Here is a 16,296-nt window from a genome sequence, read left to right on the forward strand (position 1 = left end):
TTTCGTTACTACATAAAAATGTGTGACAAAGCCACTCACTGAAGTAAGTTATACATAATAAGGAGAGTTTTTATGAGAAGGGAACCGGCAAACCAATTAAATACTAGAGCACTTATTGTATGGAGGATTTCTGCGGCAATTTCTATGGTTATCTTGTTGTTAATGAGCGTAGCAATCTTTATTGCATCGATTATTTTTGATTGGCCATTATGGATTGGGCTTTCATTAATGGCGATTGTTGTGGTCATTTCAGTTATTTCAGTTGGGTTATATCCAAGACTCCAGTGGAAAAGGTGGAAATATGAGGTTCATGAATCGGAAATAGATTTACAGCACGGGGTGTTTGTAGTGAGGAGAACCTTAATTCCAATGGTTCGTGTTCAACATGTTGATACTCAACAAGGCCCGCTGTTGCGTAAATTTAAACTGGCTAGTGTTACGATCTCAACAGCTGCTACCGTTCACGAAATACCTGCTGTCGATGAAGAAGAAGCCGAAATCTTAAGAGATAAAATATCTAAGCTTGCTAGAGTGGTGGATGAGCATGAATAGTCCAAAGAGACTTCATCCAGTAGCGGCAATTCTAAGATTTCTCCGTTCACTTAGAGAATTAGCACTTCCACTAGTGATTTTTATTTTTGTCGGGGGCGGGAGAGAACGATTATTTGATACCCTGTATGTTGTTGGTATTATTGTGATCGTGCTTGGAATGCTCATTTTTGGTATTCTTACGTGGTTACGATTTACGTATAGAGTAGAGAAGGACGAGCTTCGGATTGAATCTGGTGTCTTTGTTAGGAAAAAGCGATATATTCCCATTGAGAAGATACAATCAATCGATGTTTCATCAGGAGTCATTCAGCGGATGTTTGGACTTGTTAAGGTTCAGGTAGAGACAGCTGGTGGAGGAGATGAAGCAGAAGCAGTTTTATCAGCAGTAACTAAGGTAGAAGCGGAAGAGCTAAAGGTTGTGCTTTCAAAACGTACCTACACAGATGAGCAAGATGAGAAGATTGAGGAAATAGACGAGGTGGTATTATCTCCAAAGGATATATTAATTATGGCTTCAACTTCTGGTGGAGTTGGCGTTGTCCTATCGGCGTTATTTGCTTTTTTAACGCAAGTTGATGAGTTCATACCCTATGACTATGTGTATGGTGTTGCTAGAAATGTAGTCGGCTCTAGTGTTGTAATTATAGTGGTTGGAGTAGTCTTTGTCACCCTACTCGCATGGATTGTAGCCATTGTAAGTGCCTCTGTTAAATTTGGAAATTATAAGCTAGTTAAAAGAGGAGAGAATCTATACATCTCTAGAGGTTTATTGGAAAAAAGAGAAATGACCATCCCGATTAAAAGGATACAAGCTGTAAGAGTACAGGAAAATATAGTTCGTCAATTATTTGGGTTTGCTAGTATCTACATTGAAGTAGCTGGAGGGGCGATAGATAAAAAAGAAGAAACATCGACCTTTTTATTACCGATTGTTTCTAAAAAGGAAGTCCCTAAATTGCTCGAAAGGTTTACGCCAGATTTTATCGTGGATTCAGAAGTGAACTCACTACCAAAGCGTGCTCAAAAACGTTATATATTTCGTACGATAATTCCTAGTATAGTTGTAATTTTGATCATCAGTCTGTTACTCAATCCTTGGGGATACATAAGTGTAATTTTACTTCCAATAGCTTATCTTGTGGGAGTAAGTATGTACCGCGAAGCGGGTTGGGTCGTTAAGGAAAATCGCCTTTTACTTAGATATCGATTTCTTAACCGGCATACTGTATTTGCTAGAAGAAATAGAATTCAGGCATTCCATTTTATTCACTCCTTCTTTCAGAGAAAAAGCTTGTTAGCCTCTATTGTGGTCTCTACACAATCAAAGTTAACAGGGAAGCATTTTAAAGTAATGGATGTGGATGAAGTAGATGCTATAGAGTTATATCATTGGTATTCTTATGAGAAAAAGCAACCATCATAGTGATTGGTTGCTTCTTCGTTATATTACATAAAATTTTCAGCTGGTTCTGAAGCTATCTAGTGATCATTCCGAGAATCACGAGGATGATCAAAACAATCCAAAACATTGATTTCCTATCAAGTCTTCTCGGCATTCGCGCTTTTATTTTTCTAAATGAAAAGGAAGGTTTAGATGATGCATGATAATGGTGACCTCTCTGCTTCGGTAAGACTAATGGAGCAAGAATGGTACCACCAACAAAACCAAAGATATGTCCTAATATGTTTATATTTCCACCCACAAAGGTCATAATTAAACCAATAATTAAGATCGTGATAATGATCTGTGAATTGGCCTGATCAATTAGGTCTTTTCTGAAAAGGACCATATATAAGTAGATTCCAAATAATCCATAAATCGCACCAGAGGCACCTACATGACTAAAGTAAGCAGGCTCAAGTAAAAAAGTAGCGATATTAGCAACAAGAGCTGACCCGATATAAGCAAGTAGAAATTTATTTCTGCCTAGTAGCCTTTCAAGAGCTGGTCCGAATAACACCAAAGAGAAGGAATTAAATAAAACGTGAGTGAAGCTTGCGTGCAGTACTATTGGAGTAAATAATCGCCACCATTCACCTTGCCCAATAAACATATTATAGCCTACCATGGTTTCTAATAGGTAACGGCCTCCAGGAAGTCCAAAGCTAATCCAAACCCACAAAATAAAATGAATGGCCACTAAAAATGATACAATAGGGTAAAACCGAAGGAACGTCCGAAAGTTTTCCGTACGTAGAAACATATATAAACGACTCCTTTTCTATTCAATCTCTTACTTTTATTTTATCATATGAGTACAACCCACTCCTACATGATAGCTTTTCAATAATCATACATAGAAAGAGGATTTTATGATCAAAGGCATAGGTGTAGATATTATAGAACTAAATAGAATTGAAGAACTTGCATCAAATAAAAAATTTATTCATCGCATTTTAACTCATGCAGAAATAGAAACCTTCTTGCCACTTACTAATAGAAGAAAGATTGAGTACTTGGCAGGCCGTTTTGCTGCTAAAGAAGCCTTTTCAAAAGCGATGGGAACAGGTATTGGAAAAAATCTGCAGTTTATTGACATAGAAGTTTCTCAGGACTCATTTGGGAAGCCGTATATCTCCAAACCCTTTGCTACTGGTGTACATTTGTCCATTTCTCATAGTAAGGAATACGCAGTTGCACAAGTAATTATTGAAAGCTCGTCAAGCTAGTCTGCATATTGTGATACTTTGTCTCATATATTCTATTGGGAATTAATTTTACAAAAGTATGAGACAAAGGGGATGACATTATGCGAAAGAAATTAGGTTTCGTTTTACTAGCAATGCTAGTTCTCCTTGCATTAGCAGGGTGTGGAGAAAAGAGTCAAGAAGATGTGGTAAAGGCTTTAGGTACAAAGATGGAGGAAATTTCAGGTTATAAGGCAACAGCAAAGATGACGCTACAAACTGGAGCAGAAGAGCAGGTGTATGATGTTGGGATTTGGCACTCTAAGCCACACTATTACAAGGTAGATTTAAAGAATGTTCAAAAAGATCAAAGCCAAATGATCTTACGTAACGATGAAGGTGTATTCGTTCTAACACCAGCACTAAACAAAAGCTTCCGTTTCCAAAGTGATTGGCCTTTAAACAGCAGTCAAGCATACCTATATGAATCCTTAGTTAAGGATATTTTAGGTGATAAAGAAGCTGTATTCAAAGCAACAGAAGAACACTATGTATTTGAAACGAAAACAAATTACAAAAACAGCAAGGCTATTCCAGTTCAGGAAATTACTCTAAATAAAAAGGACTTAACTCCTGTTTTAGTTAAAGTAATGGACCCAGATCGTAATCCTTTACTTCAAGTAGAGTTTACGAGCGTCGAGTTAAATGCAAGCTTTGATGAAGGTGCATTTGATATGAACAGAAATATGACAGCGGCACAAATTGATGTTCCGACGATGGCGGGTCAAGCTCAAAACACACCATTTGAAGTGTTATATCCATTTGAATTACCAGAGGGTGTAAAGCTAATTGGTGAGAAGGAAATTGAGACTGAAGAAGGAAAACGCCTAATCCTTTCATATGGTGGAGAAGGTAAAAACTTCACATTAATTCAAGAACGTGCAGATGTTGCTACGGTGACTACTACTTCTATGGTAAGTGGAGAGCCAGTTGATCTTGGTTTCACAGTAGGTGCACTAACAGAAAATTCAATTTCATGGTCACATAACGGAGTTGAATTCATGATTGCATCTAACGACCTTACTCAAGAGGAGCTATTAATGGTTGCTAGCTCTGTTCAAGGTCAATCAATTAAATAATAATCAACAAAGATTAGACCCAGCAAATTTGTTGGGTCTAATTATTTTTTAGCTATAGTTTTGTAAAGGCTTTCAGACAAAGATCTCATTTTTCTTGTTTGACTTTAAGAGTATGGTGTTAAATAATTTATCTATATCTTTTATAAATCGTTAACGACTAAGGAAGTGTTTGATTTGTCTATATCCCATTTCTATCGAGATACTTGGGTGGAAGTTTCCTTAAATAATATTTATGAAAATGTCAGTAAAATGCGAGAATATCTTGATGATTCGACTCGTATTATAGCTGTAGTGAAAGCGAATGCCTATGGACACGGTGATCTTGGTGTAGCAAGGGTAGCTATTGAGGCCGGTGCCTCATTATTGGCGGTAGCTTTTCTAGATGAAGCATTATCCTTAAGAAGGGGTGGAATAACAGAACCGATCCTTGTTTTAGGTGTAACGCGACCTGAAGATGCCGTAATTTGTGCTGAACAGAATTTATCAGTAACGGTGTTTCATGAAGAATGGCTTAAGCAAGTAAAGGACCTTCAAATTGAAAAGCCCCTAAAAATACATGTCAAATATGATACAGGCATGAACCGATTAGGTACTACATCATTGGATGAGCTTCACTGTATAATCAAAATTATTGAGAAACACCCATCTTTTTCACTAGAGGGACTTTTTACTCATTTTGCAACTGCGGATGAGTTGGAAACAGACTATTTTGATCAGCAATTTTTACGTTTTCAAGAAGCTGTTAACTCTGTCGTCCAAAAGACTGCCAACATCCCGATTATTCATTGTGGAAACAGTGCAACCGGCTTGCGTTTTCCAGAAAAATTATTTAATGCTGTTAGAATGGGAATCTCCATGTATGGTCTATCACCTTCGATGGAGATGCAACACCTATTACCCTTTGAGCTAAAACAAGCCTTTTCCTTGCATAGCAAAATCAGTCATGTTAAGAAGATCAAAGCAGGTGAAAGTGTAAGTTACGGTGCAACTTATACCTCAGAACAAGAGGAATGGATTGCGACAGTTCCGGTTGGATATGCAGATGGATGGTTAAGAAGATTAAGCAATCAAGAAGTTCTTGTGAACGGGAAGCGAACTCAAATTGTCGGAAGAATTTGTATGGATCAGTTTATGATTCGCTTGCCCGAAAAGATGGATATAGGAACCCGAGTTACGTTAATTGGTGAACAGGGTATGGAGAGAATATCAATTGATGAAGTTGCAGAAGAGATGGACACTATAAATTATGAGATTCCTTGTATGATTAGTTATCGTGTACCAAGAATTCACATGAAGAATGGCAAGATTGAACATGTTATAAACCCCATCATTCAAAATATGTAATGGTAGAAGAAAGAAAAATAATAAATGATGCATAATTTCTATCAGGTAAATAGATAATATGGTAGGATTTGCAGAAGAACTTTGCAAAATCGTCTATTAGGTGATATGATTAAAAATGGATTAAAATATGTGTGTGTAGTTGATGGTGGAGGTGTATGTTTGTGTCCGATTCTAGTGCAACAACAACTGAGATTATTGTTCGTTTACCGCAACAATTAATCAGTGAATTAGATGGGATCATTAAACAGGAGAACGGTAGTCATAGTGACATCATTTATCAAGCAACGAAGATGTATTTAAGAGAAAGAAAAAAGCGTCATATCCGTGAGTCTATGAGAAGAGGCTATATGGAAATGGCGAAAATTAACTTGAATATTGCGTCAGAAGCATTCCTAGCTGAAGAAGAAGCAGATCACACCGTTGAACGCCTAGTAAGCGGGGGGTAATCCTTTGATTGTTAAACGTGGTGACGTTTATTTTGCTGACCTTTCCCCAGTAGTTGGATCCGAACAAGGGGGAGTAAGACCTGTCCTTGTTCTTCAAAACGATATTGGGAATCGGTTTAGTCCCACAGTTATTGTTGCTGCAATAACTGCCCAAATCCAAAAAGCTAAGCTTCCTACTCATGTTGAGATAGATGCAAAGCGATATGGATTTGAGCGAGACTCTGTCATTTTACTAGAACAAATTCGAACAATTGATAAGCAACGATTGACGGACAAAATCACACATCTAGATGATGAAATGATGGAAAAAGTGGACGAAGGCGTACAGATTAGTCTTGGACTCATCGATTTTTAATAGCACTTATATTATAAAGCTGTTTAGAAGAAAATTCTAAGCAGCTTTATTTATTTTTGTTAAAGCAGCCATGAATGAATGGTCAACTAAAACTCTAAAATATCATATAAATTATTCCAAAAGGTAATAAAAAATTGAAAGAAAATTGGATGAATGAAATAATAGATTTAGATATTTGCACTATATGCACATATATATAAAGAGTGATAAAAAAATACTTATTGCAGAAAGAGTCTTAGGGGGAATACAGGATGGATACATTTTTACTAGCGCTCATACGAGAAAACCAAGAAGAAATCGTTAATAAATGGCTAGAGGAAATCAGAGTATTAGGTAATGAAAATAGTTTGCGGGTTGTTTCTGATCAATTATTCCTTAACACTAGTAGAGAATTTGTTCACCTTATTATTACAAATGTGGAGAACACAAAGGAGCAACTCTCAGTTAACTTGAATGATTTCTCAGAAAGAATTATTAAACTAGGATGGCCTCTTAGCTATATAACCGAAGGGCTGCAGCAGTTCAGAAAAGTGATTCACTGCTGGTTACAAGAACGTGAGACAGCTCCGGCTGGTCAGTTAAGAATCATGAATGAAGTAAATGAGTGGATTGATCCCATTATAAATCATATGGTGAATCATTATTCAGGGTCATGGGAGCATACGGTTTCCATGCAGAAGATGGCACTTCAGGAGCTATCAGCGCCACTTATTCCTGTATTTGATAACATCACGGTGATGCCTCTAATTGGAACAATCGATACAGATCGGGCGAGAAAAATTATGGAAAACCTACTACAAGGTGTCGTTAAGCACCGCTCGGAGGTAGTGTTAATAGATATTACGGGTGTACCTGTTGTGGATACTATGGTAGCACATCATATTATCCAAGCAGCTGAAGCGGTTAGGCTTGTTGGAACAAAATGCTTAATCGTTGGGATTCGCCCAGAAATAGCACAGACGATTGTAAACTTAGGAATAGATTTAAGTCATATCATCACTAAGAACTCACTAAAGAATGGGCTAGAATCTGCATTAAATATGACGAATCGAACGATTGTCAAAACTTCAGTAGGTGAAAATAAATGAGAATTCCAATTTTAAAACTTCGACAATACTTATTAGTTACTATTCAATGGGAGCTTGATGACCAAACAGCTATTCAATTTCAAGAAGACCTTCTGAGGAAGATTCATGAAACGGGAGCTAAAGGAATTGTGATAGATTTGACATCAGTAGATATTATTGATTCCTTTATCGCAAAGGTAATCGGAGACGTTGTGAGCATGTCAAGTCTAATGGGAGCGAAGGTTGTTTTAACAGGGATTCAACCAGCTGTTGCAATAACTCTAGTTGACTTAGGAATCCATTTAAATGATGTTCCAACTGCAATAGACTTAGAAAAAGGATTAGATAAGCTTCAGCAAGAATTGGGGGAATAAGGATGGAAATCCAATCCTGCGTTAAAATTATTTCAGAATGGGACATTGTAGCTGCTCGCCAAATGGGGAGAGATATTGCAAAGCAATTAGGCTTTGGAACAGTAGATCAGGCTAGAATTGCAACAGCGATTTCGGAAATGGCTCGTAATATATATTTGTATGCTCAAAAAGGATCAATTTGTATCGAACAAATACATACAGTTGATCGAGTTGGAATTAAGGTTTCTTCTATCGATGAAGGTCCTGGAATAACTGACATAAGGCGAGCGATGGAAGATGGTTTTTCTTCTTCTGGTGGACTTGGAGCTGGATTGCCAGGGGTTAGACGTTTAATGGATGAATTCAACATAGATTCAGAAGTTGGCAAAGGGACTGAGATTGTTACCATAAAATGGCTTAGAAAATAAGAAAATATAGGTGTAGTTGACCAAGGGAGAGATGAGGTTGGACAATCAGCAAATCATGTTAGGTAAATACGAAGACTTACTAACAAAATATCTCCGTGATTCAAATGAGCAGCTTCTATACAAAGGTCAAAAGTTAAGTAGGCAATCTATAGAAAATGATATAACTCCAGAAGAAATAGTAGCGATTCATAAATCAGTTCTGCAGAATTTGTATCCTGATATTCCAAAAAAGGTAGTCGATTCTTTTGACCTCTTATTAGAGGTAATGATTGGCTATGGTCTAGTTTATTTGGAGCATCAACTCTTGAGAGATCAACAAGAAGAGATTAAAAGTGAAATGGAAATTGCTGCGAATGTTCAGCAAACGTTACTAGGAACTAAGGTACCAACGGTAAAGGGATTGGACATTGGAGCAATCAGTATCCCGGCAAGACAAATGAATGGGGACTACTTCCATTTCGTTGAAGATGAATCGGGCAGCATAAGTGTAGCGGTAGCCGATGTAATTGGAAAGGGCATTCCAGCTGCTCTTTGTATGTCTATGATCAAATATGCGATGGATAGTTTACCTGAATCCAGGAACCGTCCTAGTTTTGTACTAGAAAATTTAAACCGAGTTGTGGAACAAAATGTAGATATTACAATGTTTATTACAATGGTTTATGGAATGTTTGATGCCGAAACAAATTACTTCACATACTCTTCTGCGGGGCATGAGCCAGGATTTCACTACTCTTCTAAAGAAGAAAAATTCTATGATTTAAACCCATCTGGGCTTGTGTTAGGTGTCGATAAGTCTATGAAGTATAAGGAACACAGTCTCCGGATTGAAGAAGGTGATATGATTATACTTTTATCCGACGGCGTAACAGAGACAAGGTCAGATGAAGGGTTTATTGAAAGGGAAGACATTGTACAACTAGTCCGTAAATTTAATCACCTTCCTGCTCAAGAGATTGTGGAAAGTATTTATAAGGAGTTAGTAAAACTTCAAGATTTTCAGTTGAAGGATGACTTTACTTTGATAATTTTTAAAAGAATAGGTTTATAATGCTAAATTAGCGGGTAAATACCCTTTGTGGCCTAGCAAATGGCTTGGACTTTAAAGAAGGAATTAATCAAATTTACAATATTGATATAAGGGAGTGGAGAAAGTGAATCTACAGGTCGAGATTAACCAAGAAGGCTTAACACATCATGTATTTGTTAAAGGAGAAGTGGATGCTTACACAGCTCCCCAATTGAAGGATCAACTTGTACCATTAGCTGAACAAAAGGATGCGAACCTTTCTATTGACCTCGCAGGTGTTTCATATATTGATAGTACAGGACTAGGGGTTTTCATTGGCGTTCTCAAAACAACTAGAAAATCAGGTGGTTCTCTACAGCTAATAGGTTTAAATGAACGAGTGAAGCGGTTATTTATGATAACGGGTTTACATGAAATTATTAATATTTCTGGAGTTGAGTAAAAAGTGAATCAGTCTTTTGATTATATAGAGATGAAGGTCCCGTCTAAACCAGAATATGTAGGGGTAGTCAGATTAACTTTATCTGGTATAGCAAGTAGGATGGGATATTCTTATGAAGATATCGAGGATTTAAAAATTGCAACCTCAGAGGCTATTACAAATGCTGTTCATCATGCATATAATCAAGATGAAGGTGGAGAGATTGTCATTGGTTTTGGATTATTTAGTGACCACTTGCAAATCATGGTTTCGGATAATGGCAAAAGTTTTGATATTAATCAAATGAAAGAGGATTTAGGTCCTTATAGTAGTTCAACCAATATATACGAAATGAATGAAGGCGGACTAGGGTTATACTTAATTGATACATTGATGGACGATGTTAAAATTAATAATGATGCTGGGGTAAGTGTTTTTATGAAAAAGTACCTTCAAAGAGAGCGGGTGGGAAGCGATGAAGAGTCAATCGCAACCAACCAAGCAGAATAATGATATAAAAGACTTAATTGAGAAATATCAGAAGACCAACGATGAAGACATCCAGTTATTTATTGTTGAGAAATATAGAGCGCTTGTTGAATCGTTAGCTCGTAAATATTCACGTGGTCGAAATATGCATGAGGATCTAGTTCAGGTTGGGATGCTTGGTTTGCTTGGGGCAATCAGAAGATATGACCCGAGTGTAGGAAAAGCATTCGAAGCATTTGCGATTCCGACAATCATAGGAGAAATTAAACGTTTTTTACGAGATAAAACTTGGAGCATTCATGTTCCTAGAAGGATAAAAGAACTGGGTCCTAGAATTAAGGGAACGGTTGAAAAATTAACAACTGATTTACAACGTTCTCCTAAAATAGAAGAAATTGCACGTTATTTAGACGTCTCGGAAGAAGAGGTTTTAGAAACTATGGAGGTTGGCAAGAGCTATCAGGCTTTGTCAGTAGATCATAAGATTGAATCTGATTCTGATGGGAGTACAGTGACGCTGCTAGATTTAGTAGGTAACCAGGATTCAGGCTATGAATTGATTAATCAAAAAATGGATTTTGAAGCTTCCTTAAAAGTCTTAACTGAAAGAGAGAGGCAAGTTATACAATATACCTTTCTAGAAAACCTCAGCCAAAAGGAAGCTGGTGAAAAGTTAGGAATTTCTCAAATGCATGTATCAAGATTACAACGACGAGCAATTCAGAAACTACGGAATGCGGCAGATGAAGATCCCATACAGTCGGAGTGTATAACATGAATGAACAGCACTTAACAACCCATTTAGAAGTCCTCACTTATCAAATGTCAAAGCAAGGTAAAGACTGCTGTGGAGACAGTTATGTAATTGTAACAGAACAAGATTATGCAGTTTTAGCTATAGCTGATGGACTTGGGAGTGGAGCAGGGGCAAAAGATTCTTCAGAAGTGATTACAAAGGTTATTAAGCAATATCATAATGAAGATATCCACTCCCTCATTCATAGATGTAATGATTCCTTGCGTTCTAAGCGAGGAGCGGCAGTAACGGTTGTTAAGATTTTCTTTAAACTAAATGAAATTGTCTATGCAGGGATTGGTAATATAAAATTCATACTTATTTCTCCGGATGGAAAAACCACATACCCCCTTCCTAAAATGGGATTCCTTTCAGGTAAACCTATTTCCTTTCAAATTCAACGGTTCTCCTACGAGGCAGATTCATTATTCATGATGAATAGTGATGGGATCAAAATGCTCTCTAGTAAAGAACTAATTAGTTTTTCCTATTCTCTTTCTGATTGTATTGACTATATCGATCGAAAAAATGATAAAACAGATGATGCAACTCTATTAGTGGGCAAAATTACATGATGAAAAGGTGAGATTGTATGTTAATTTTGTTAAAATAGATTCACGACGAAATTTAAACTAGGAGTGAATGTATTGACCACAGTTATGGATCAACGATCTTTCATTATAAAAAACATTTCAACCGCACTAAACTTAAAAGTAAATCAAGTAGAAAATGTAATAGGGCTACTCGAACAGGATAACACTGTTCCTTTTATTGCTCGTTACAGAAAAGAAATGACAGGTGCACTCGATGAAGTGCAAATCAAAGATATTATGGAGCAATGGCAATATCTTCAGAATCTTCAAAAGCGAAAAGAAGAGGTAATTCGTTTAATAGATGAACAGGGGAAATTAACAGAAGATCTTCATGACTCTATCGAAAAGGCAGAGAAGCTCCAAGTTGTTGAAGATTTATATAGACCTTATAAGCAAAAACGTAGAACAAAGGCTACTATTGCAAAAGAAAAAGGACTAGAGCCGCTAGCATTATGGTTACTAGAATTAAATAGAGAAGACGTAAACCAAGAAGCATCTAAATACATATCAGAGCAACAAGAAGTAACGACCGTAGAGGAAGCCTTGCAGGGAGCGCAAGATATTATTGCTGAGCTAATCTCCGATGAGGCCTCATATCGTCAATGGATTAGGAACGCAACACATCAAAAAGGTAAAATCGTTACGTCTGTCAAAGATGAAGAGAAAGACGAAAAGAAGGTATTCGAGATGTATTACGGTTATGAAGAACCGGTCCAAAAGGCTGCACCACATCGAATACTTGCGATTAACCGAGGAGAGAAAGAAGACATTTTAAAAGTCTCGATTGAAGCTCCAGGGGAACTGTTTGTTAAGCATATAGTGGACAAGGTAATTGGTAAAAAGCTCTCCCCATCAAATCAATGGGTAATAGCAGCGATAGAGGATGGCTACAAACGACTTATACAGCCATCTATTGAGAGAGAAATTAGAAAAGAATTAACTGAAATTGCAGAGGAACGTGCCATTCATATTTTTTCAGAGAACCTGAAAAAATTACTACTTCAACCTCCTTTAAAAGGGAAAACCATTCTAGGAGTAGATCCAGCCTACCGAACTGGATGTAAGTTAGCGGCTATTGATGAAACGGGAAAGGTGTTAGATATTGGTGTAATTTACCCTCATCCTCCTGCTTCGAAAACTGCGGAAGCTACAAAAAAGATTCTACATATATTGAACTCCTTCCCGATTGAAATGATTGCAATAGGAAATGGGACTGCTTCAAGGGAAACGGAACAATTTATTGCAGAACTAATAAGAGAAAGTAAGAAAGATATCTACTACTTGATTGTGAATGAGGCAGGGGCAAGTGTATATTCTGCATCAGATATTGCAAGAGAGGAATTTCCAAACCTCCAAGTAGAAGAGAGAAGTGCAGTTTCGATTGCCCGTAGACTTCAAGATCCTCTTGCAGAGCTTGTTAAGATAGATCCCAAATCAGTTGGGGTTGGCCAATATCAACATGATGTAGCTCAAAAGAAACTAAGTGATTCACTTACTTTCGTAGTAGAAACAGCAGTTAACCAAGTAGGAGTTAATGTAAATACAGCATCCTCCTCTTTGTTGCAGTATGTTGCAGGTCTTAGTAAAACTGTCGCAAATAATATTGTTAAACAAAGAGATGAAGCAGGTAAATTTACTGACCGTACTGAATTAAAAAAAATACCAAGACTTGGTGCTAAAACCTATGAACAATGTATTGGATTTTTGAGAATACCAGAAGGTCATAATTTATTAGATCGAACTCCAATACATCCAGAGAACTACCAAGTTGTTAAAGCTCTATTAAAACAGTTAGATTCTTCAATATCTGACTTGGGAACAGAGAATCTAAAACTGAAACTCAAGGAGATAGATATAGAAGCTGTATCTCAAGAACTAGGAGTTGGAGAGTTAACACTTCGTGATATCCTAGATTCACTAGCAAGACCAGAAAGAGATCCTCGAGATGAGTTGCCTAAGCCACTCCTTAAAAAGGATATCTTAAAACTAGAAGACCTTTCCAAAGGATTAGAGCTACAAGGTACAGTTAGAAACGTGGTTGATTTCGGTGCGTTTATTGATATTGGTGTGAAGCAAGATGGGCTTGTTCACATTTCAAAACTCACGAAAGGCTTCGTTAAAAACCCTCTTGATGTTGTATCTGTCGGGGATGTTGTAACAGTCTGGGTTGATGATGTGGATTCGAAAAAAGGGCGTGTCGCATTAACGATGCTTCCTCCGGCTACACAGGAATCATAATTCTAAGTTACAATGAAGAAAGAAGCTAATCATCTATGTATAGTTGGTTAGCTTCTTTTAATTAGAATTAACCTTCTTCTGTAAAATTCTTTTTTCTATAAAAGAACCAGCACTGGTTTAACAGTTTTATTTGATATCTATTTTTCTCATAATATGCACGAGTCATTTGGTTTTTTAACCAAATAGGCATTGTTCATACCTCCTTAGGCTTTATAATGAAGGATGTAGTATATAATTATGTAAAGTCTTTCAGATAGGTGCATAAATCAGCAGGAGTGAATGACCATGACAAATGATGAACTTCAAGGGCTTGTGGAAGAAATCTCACAAACTCAATTCCATATGACATTTAACCATCAAGCTACTTTTAATAAAAAATTAAGGTCCACCGGTGGTAGATATTTATTACATACGCATAATATTGAGATTAACCCGAGATATTATGAGGAGTTGGGTATCCAAGAGCTTATCGGGATTGTTAAGCATGAACTATGTCATTATCATCTTCATCTACTAGGTAAAGGATACAAACACCGTGATCATGACTTTAAGCAGTTATTAAAAGAAGTAGATGCACCGAGGTTTTGCTCAACGCTTCAATCTGTTGAAAACAAGAGGCAAACTGCGCAGTTAGTTTATGAATGTTCAAAATGCAGGCAACACTATACAAGAAAAAGAAGAGTAAATATTGATCGGTATGTGTGTGGAAAGTGTAGAGGGAAACTTGTACTTGTAAATAATAAATGAGTATTGACTGAGCAAACAAGTTGTGATAAATTATAGAAACTGTCGCTTGAATAATTAATATACACCGACTCGGTTTACCAATCTTAAACAAGTTGACATTAATGAAAACCTGTTATATTATATACAAGTCCCTACTGCTTACTTAGGTTTTCGAAGGGATTCTAGTATGTACAATTAAATAGTTATTCCACCATAGCTCAGCGGTAGAGCATTCGGCTGTTAACCGAAGGGTCGTAGGTTCGAATCCTACTGGTGGAGCCATGTTTATGGGGAAGTACTCAAGTGGCTGAAGAGGCGCCCCTGCTAAGGGTGTAGGTCGTTAACGCGGCGCGAGGGTTCAAATCCCTCCTTCTCCGCCATAGACTTTATAAATCATGGCCCATTGGTCAAGCGGTTAAGACACCGCCCTTTCACGGCGGTAACACGGGTTCGAATCCCGTATGGGTCACTTTAATAATGGAGGGAGAAACAATTGTTTCTTTCTCCATTATTCCCTAAAAGACTATAATTAAGGTCCTGTGGTGTAGCGACGAGCAAATCTTCGATGAGTTAACTTCGAGTTGTCCCGACGCATTAATCATCATTCCTTCGGAGGAAGGGACAGTTTTAGTCAAATTATAACCAGGTGCATATGTTACTTGGGATATATAAGTATGGTCCCGTGGTGTAGCGGTTAACATGCCTGCCTGTCACGCAGGAGATCGCGGGTTCGATTCCCGTCGGGACCGCCATTGTTTAATGTGTATGGCAAATGAAATAGATTATTCACCAATATCATATATTGGGCTATAGCCAAGCGGTAAGGCAACGGACTTTGACTCCGTCATGCGTTGGTTCGAATCCAGCTAGCCCAGCCACGCGGATGTGGCGGAATTGGCAGACGCACCAGACTTAGGATCTGGCGCCGTAAGGCGTGGGGGTTCGACTCCCTTCATCCGCACCATTTTTTTTGCGGCAACATAGTAACTTACCTTTTTGCGGTCGTGGCGGAACGGCAGACGCGCTAGGTTGAGGGCCTAGTGGGGGTAACCCCGTGGAGGTTCAAGTCCTCTCGGCCGCACCAATTATTGGAACTTGCAAAGTTCAACGTATAATGGTAACTTAATATAACGTTCTTATTTAGAAGTATTATGATGTGCGCCCGTAGCTCAATTGGATAGAGCGTTTGACTACGGATCAAAAGGTTAGGGGTTCGACTCCTCTCGGGCGCGCCATTAATGACGGGAAGTGGCTCAGCTTGGTAGAGCACCTGGTTTGGGACCAGGGGGTCGCAGGTTCAAATCCTGTCTTCCCGACCAGAGATGTAATTTATATATTATGCGGGTGTAGTTTAATGGTAAAACCTCAGCCTTCCAAGCTGATGTCGTGAGTTCGATTCTCATCACCCGCTCCATTTAAAACAATTGGAAGAAATTATGTGTTGATTGATAGCTTAGTATCATGATATACTAATCTTCTGGTCGCGAGATCAAGTTCTTTGAAAACTAAACAAAACGTCAAGCGTGTTGGTCTTTAAAAGCCAACGCAAGTAATAAATTTTTAAATCTACTATATAGTTATATTCGCTAATGTGAAAAAGCTCAGTAGATTGCCGGTGTAATGAGCAATCAAACACTTTATTGGAGAGTTTGATCCTGGCTCAGGACGAACGCTGGCGGCGTGCCTAATAC

19 protein-coding genes and 10 tRNA genes are annotated in these 16,296 nt (G+C 37.8%); 27 read left to right on the plus strand and 2 right to left on the minus strand.

The features are described from left to right. Positions 1-72: 72 nt before the first annotated feature. On the plus strand, positions 73-552 hold the full coding sequence (locus G4D63_RS19545; RefSeq protein ID WP_163181746.1) for a PH domain-containing protein: 480 nt from the start codon (positions 73-75) through the stop codon (positions 550-552). Then, entirely contained in the window at positions 545-1,975 is a 1,431-nt protein-coding gene (locus tag G4D63_RS19550) for a PH domain-containing protein (RefSeq protein WP_163181747.1), read from the plus strand. Before G4D63_RS19545 ends, G4D63_RS19550 begins: the two co-directional genes overlap by 8 nt. 52 nt (positions 1,976-2,027) lie before the next feature. Here the strand turns inward: G4D63_RS19550 and G4D63_RS19555 are convergent, their stop codons facing one another. Then, entirely contained in the window at positions 2,028-2,756 is a 729-nt protein-coding gene (locus tag G4D63_RS19555) for a rhomboid family intramembrane serine protease (protein ID WP_163181748.1), read from the minus strand. A 109-nt stretch (positions 2,757-2,865) separates the two neighbouring features. On the opposite strand from G4D63_RS19555, the gene acpS reads away from it, so the two are divergent. The 14 genes from acpS (at position 2,866) to G4D63_RS19625 (ending at position 13,879) form a co-directional block, all read left to right on the plus strand. Further along, positions 2,866-3,222, plus strand: a complete 357-nt coding sequence (acpS, locus tag G4D63_RS19560; protein WP_163181749.1) for a holo-ACP synthase — start codon at positions 2,866-2,868, stop codon at positions 3,220-3,222. An 80-nt stretch (positions 3,223-3,302) separates the two neighbouring features. Then, on the plus strand, positions 3,303-4,319 hold the full coding sequence (locus G4D63_RS19565; RefSeq protein ID WP_163181750.1) for a LolA family protein: 1,017 nt from the start codon (positions 3,303-3,305) through the stop codon (positions 4,317-4,319). Positions 4,320-4,499: 180 nt separating this feature from the next. Further along, on the plus strand, positions 4,500-5,663 hold the full coding sequence (gene alr / locus G4D63_RS19570) for an alanine racemase (protein WP_163181770.1): 1,164 nt from the start codon (positions 4,500-4,502) through the stop codon (positions 5,661-5,663). Between the two features lie 155 nt (positions 5,664-5,818). Beyond that, complete coding sequence (locus G4D63_RS19575) at positions 5,819-6,109, plus strand: CopG family ribbon-helix-helix protein (protein ID WP_205603915.1); 291 nt, start codon at positions 5,819-5,821, stop codon at positions 6,107-6,109. 4 nt (positions 6,110-6,113) lie between these two features. Further along, positions 6,114-6,464, plus strand: a complete 351-nt coding sequence (gene ndoA / locus G4D63_RS19580; protein ID WP_163181752.1) for a type II toxin-antitoxin system endoribonuclease NdoA — start codon at positions 6,114-6,116, stop codon at positions 6,462-6,464. Positions 6,465-6,715: 251 nt separating this feature from the next. Then, positions 6,716-7,552 (plus strand): RsbT co-antagonist protein RsbRA, encoded by an 837-nt coding sequence (locus G4D63_RS19585; RefSeq protein ID WP_163181753.1) that lies wholly within the window; start codon positions 6,716-6,718, stop codon positions 7,550-7,552. Next, the gene (locus G4D63_RS19590) at positions 7,549-7,905 is read left to right on the plus strand and encodes an STAS domain-containing protein (RefSeq protein ID WP_163181754.1); all 357 of its coding nucleotides are present in this window, start codon (positions 7,549-7,551) and stop codon (positions 7,903-7,905) included. Before G4D63_RS19585 ends, G4D63_RS19590 begins: the two co-directional genes overlap by 4 nt. A gap of 2 nt (positions 7,906-7,907) precedes the next feature. After that, positions 7,908-8,312 carry an anti-sigma regulatory factor gene (locus G4D63_RS19595; RefSeq protein WP_163181755.1) on the plus strand — a complete coding sequence of 135 codons (405 nt, stop codon included), beginning with the start codon at positions 7,908-7,910 and terminating at the stop codon, positions 8,310-8,312. Between the two features lie 37 nt (positions 8,313-8,349). Further along, positions 8,350-9,363, plus strand: coding sequence for a PP2C family protein-serine/threonine phosphatase (locus G4D63_RS19600; protein ID WP_163181756.1), 1,014 nt, complete (start codon positions 8,350-8,352; stop codon positions 9,361-9,363). 103 nt (positions 9,364-9,466) lie between these two features. Next, entirely contained in the window at positions 9,467-9,784 is a 318-nt protein-coding gene (locus G4D63_RS19605) for an anti-sigma factor antagonist (RefSeq protein WP_163181757.1), read from the plus strand. 3 nt (positions 9,785-9,787) lie between these two features. Beyond that, entirely contained in the window at positions 9,788-10,273 is a 486-nt protein-coding gene (gene rsbW, locus G4D63_RS19610) for an anti-sigma B factor RsbW (RefSeq protein ID WP_163181758.1), read from the plus strand. After that, on the plus strand, positions 10,239-11,030 hold the full coding sequence (sigB, locus tag G4D63_RS19615) for an RNA polymerase sigma factor SigB (protein WP_163181759.1): 792 nt from the start codon (positions 10,239-10,241) through the stop codon (positions 11,028-11,030). The genes rsbW and sigB overlap by 35 nt, the downstream gene beginning before the upstream one ends. After that, the gene (locus G4D63_RS19620) at positions 11,027-11,623 is read left to right on the plus strand and encodes a PP2C family serine/threonine-protein phosphatase (RefSeq protein WP_163181760.1); all 597 of its coding nucleotides are present in this window, start codon (positions 11,027-11,029) and stop codon (positions 11,621-11,623) included. The genes sigB and G4D63_RS19620 overlap by 4 nt, the downstream gene beginning before the upstream one ends. Before the next feature lie 84 nt (positions 11,624-11,707). After that, positions 11,708-13,879 (plus strand): Tex family protein, encoded by a 2,172-nt coding sequence (locus tag G4D63_RS19625; RefSeq protein WP_204559206.1) that lies wholly within the window; start codon positions 11,708-11,710, stop codon positions 13,877-13,879. A 67-nt stretch (positions 13,880-13,946) separates the two neighbouring features. On the opposite strand, the gene cmpA is transcribed toward G4D63_RS19625, so the two are convergent. Next, on the minus strand, positions 13,947-14,069 hold the full coding sequence (gene cmpA, locus G4D63_RS19630; protein ID WP_163181762.1) for a cortex morphogenetic protein CmpA: 123 nt from the start codon (positions 14,067-14,069) through the stop codon (positions 13,947-13,949). Between the two features lie 95 nt (positions 14,070-14,164). Between cmpA and G4D63_RS19635 the strand changes: the two genes are divergently transcribed. The 11 genes from G4D63_RS19635 to G4D63_RS19685 all read left to right on the plus strand — a co-directional run bounded on the left by G4D63_RS19635 (position 14,165) and on the right by G4D63_RS19685 (position 16,019). Beyond that, positions 14,165-14,626, plus strand: coding sequence for a SprT family protein (locus tag G4D63_RS19635; protein ID WP_163181763.1), 462 nt, complete (start codon positions 14,165-14,167; stop codon positions 14,624-14,626). A gap of 186 nt (positions 14,627-14,812) precedes the next feature. Further along, positions 14,813-14,887: transfer RNA gene (locus tag G4D63_RS19640), tRNA-Asn, on the plus strand. A gap of 7 nt (positions 14,888-14,894) precedes the next feature. Continuing rightward, positions 14,895-14,985 (plus strand) — tRNA-Ser (locus G4D63_RS19645). Positions 14,986-15,002: 17 nt separating this feature from the next. Further along, a tRNA-Glu gene (locus G4D63_RS19650) sits at positions 15,003-15,074 on the plus strand. A gap of 207 nt (positions 15,075-15,281) precedes the next feature. Further along, positions 15,282-15,357, plus strand: a tRNA-Asp gene (locus tag G4D63_RS19655). A 51-nt stretch (positions 15,358-15,408) separates the two neighbouring features. Continuing rightward, positions 15,409-15,483, plus strand: a tRNA-Gln gene (locus G4D63_RS19660). 1 nt (position 15,484) lies between these two features. Further along, positions 15,485-15,569 (plus strand) — tRNA-Leu (locus tag G4D63_RS19665). 34 nt (positions 15,570-15,603) lie between these two features. Continuing rightward, positions 15,604-15,689 (plus strand) — tRNA-Leu (locus G4D63_RS19670). A gap of 74 nt (positions 15,690-15,763) precedes the next feature. Then, positions 15,764-15,840, plus strand: a tRNA-Arg gene (locus G4D63_RS19675). Positions 15,841-15,847: 7 nt separating this feature from the next. After that, a tRNA-Pro gene (locus tag G4D63_RS19680) sits at positions 15,848-15,924 on the plus strand. Positions 15,925-15,945: 21 nt separating this feature from the next. Further along, positions 15,946-16,019 (plus strand) — tRNA-Gly (locus G4D63_RS19685). Positions 16,020-16,296 lie beyond the last annotated feature (277 nt).

Source organism: Bacillus mesophilus, from assembly GCF_011008845.1.
In the GTDB taxonomy this organism is placed as follows: Bacteria; Bacillota; Bacilli; order Bacillales; family SA4; genus Bacillus_BS; species Bacillus_BS mesophilus.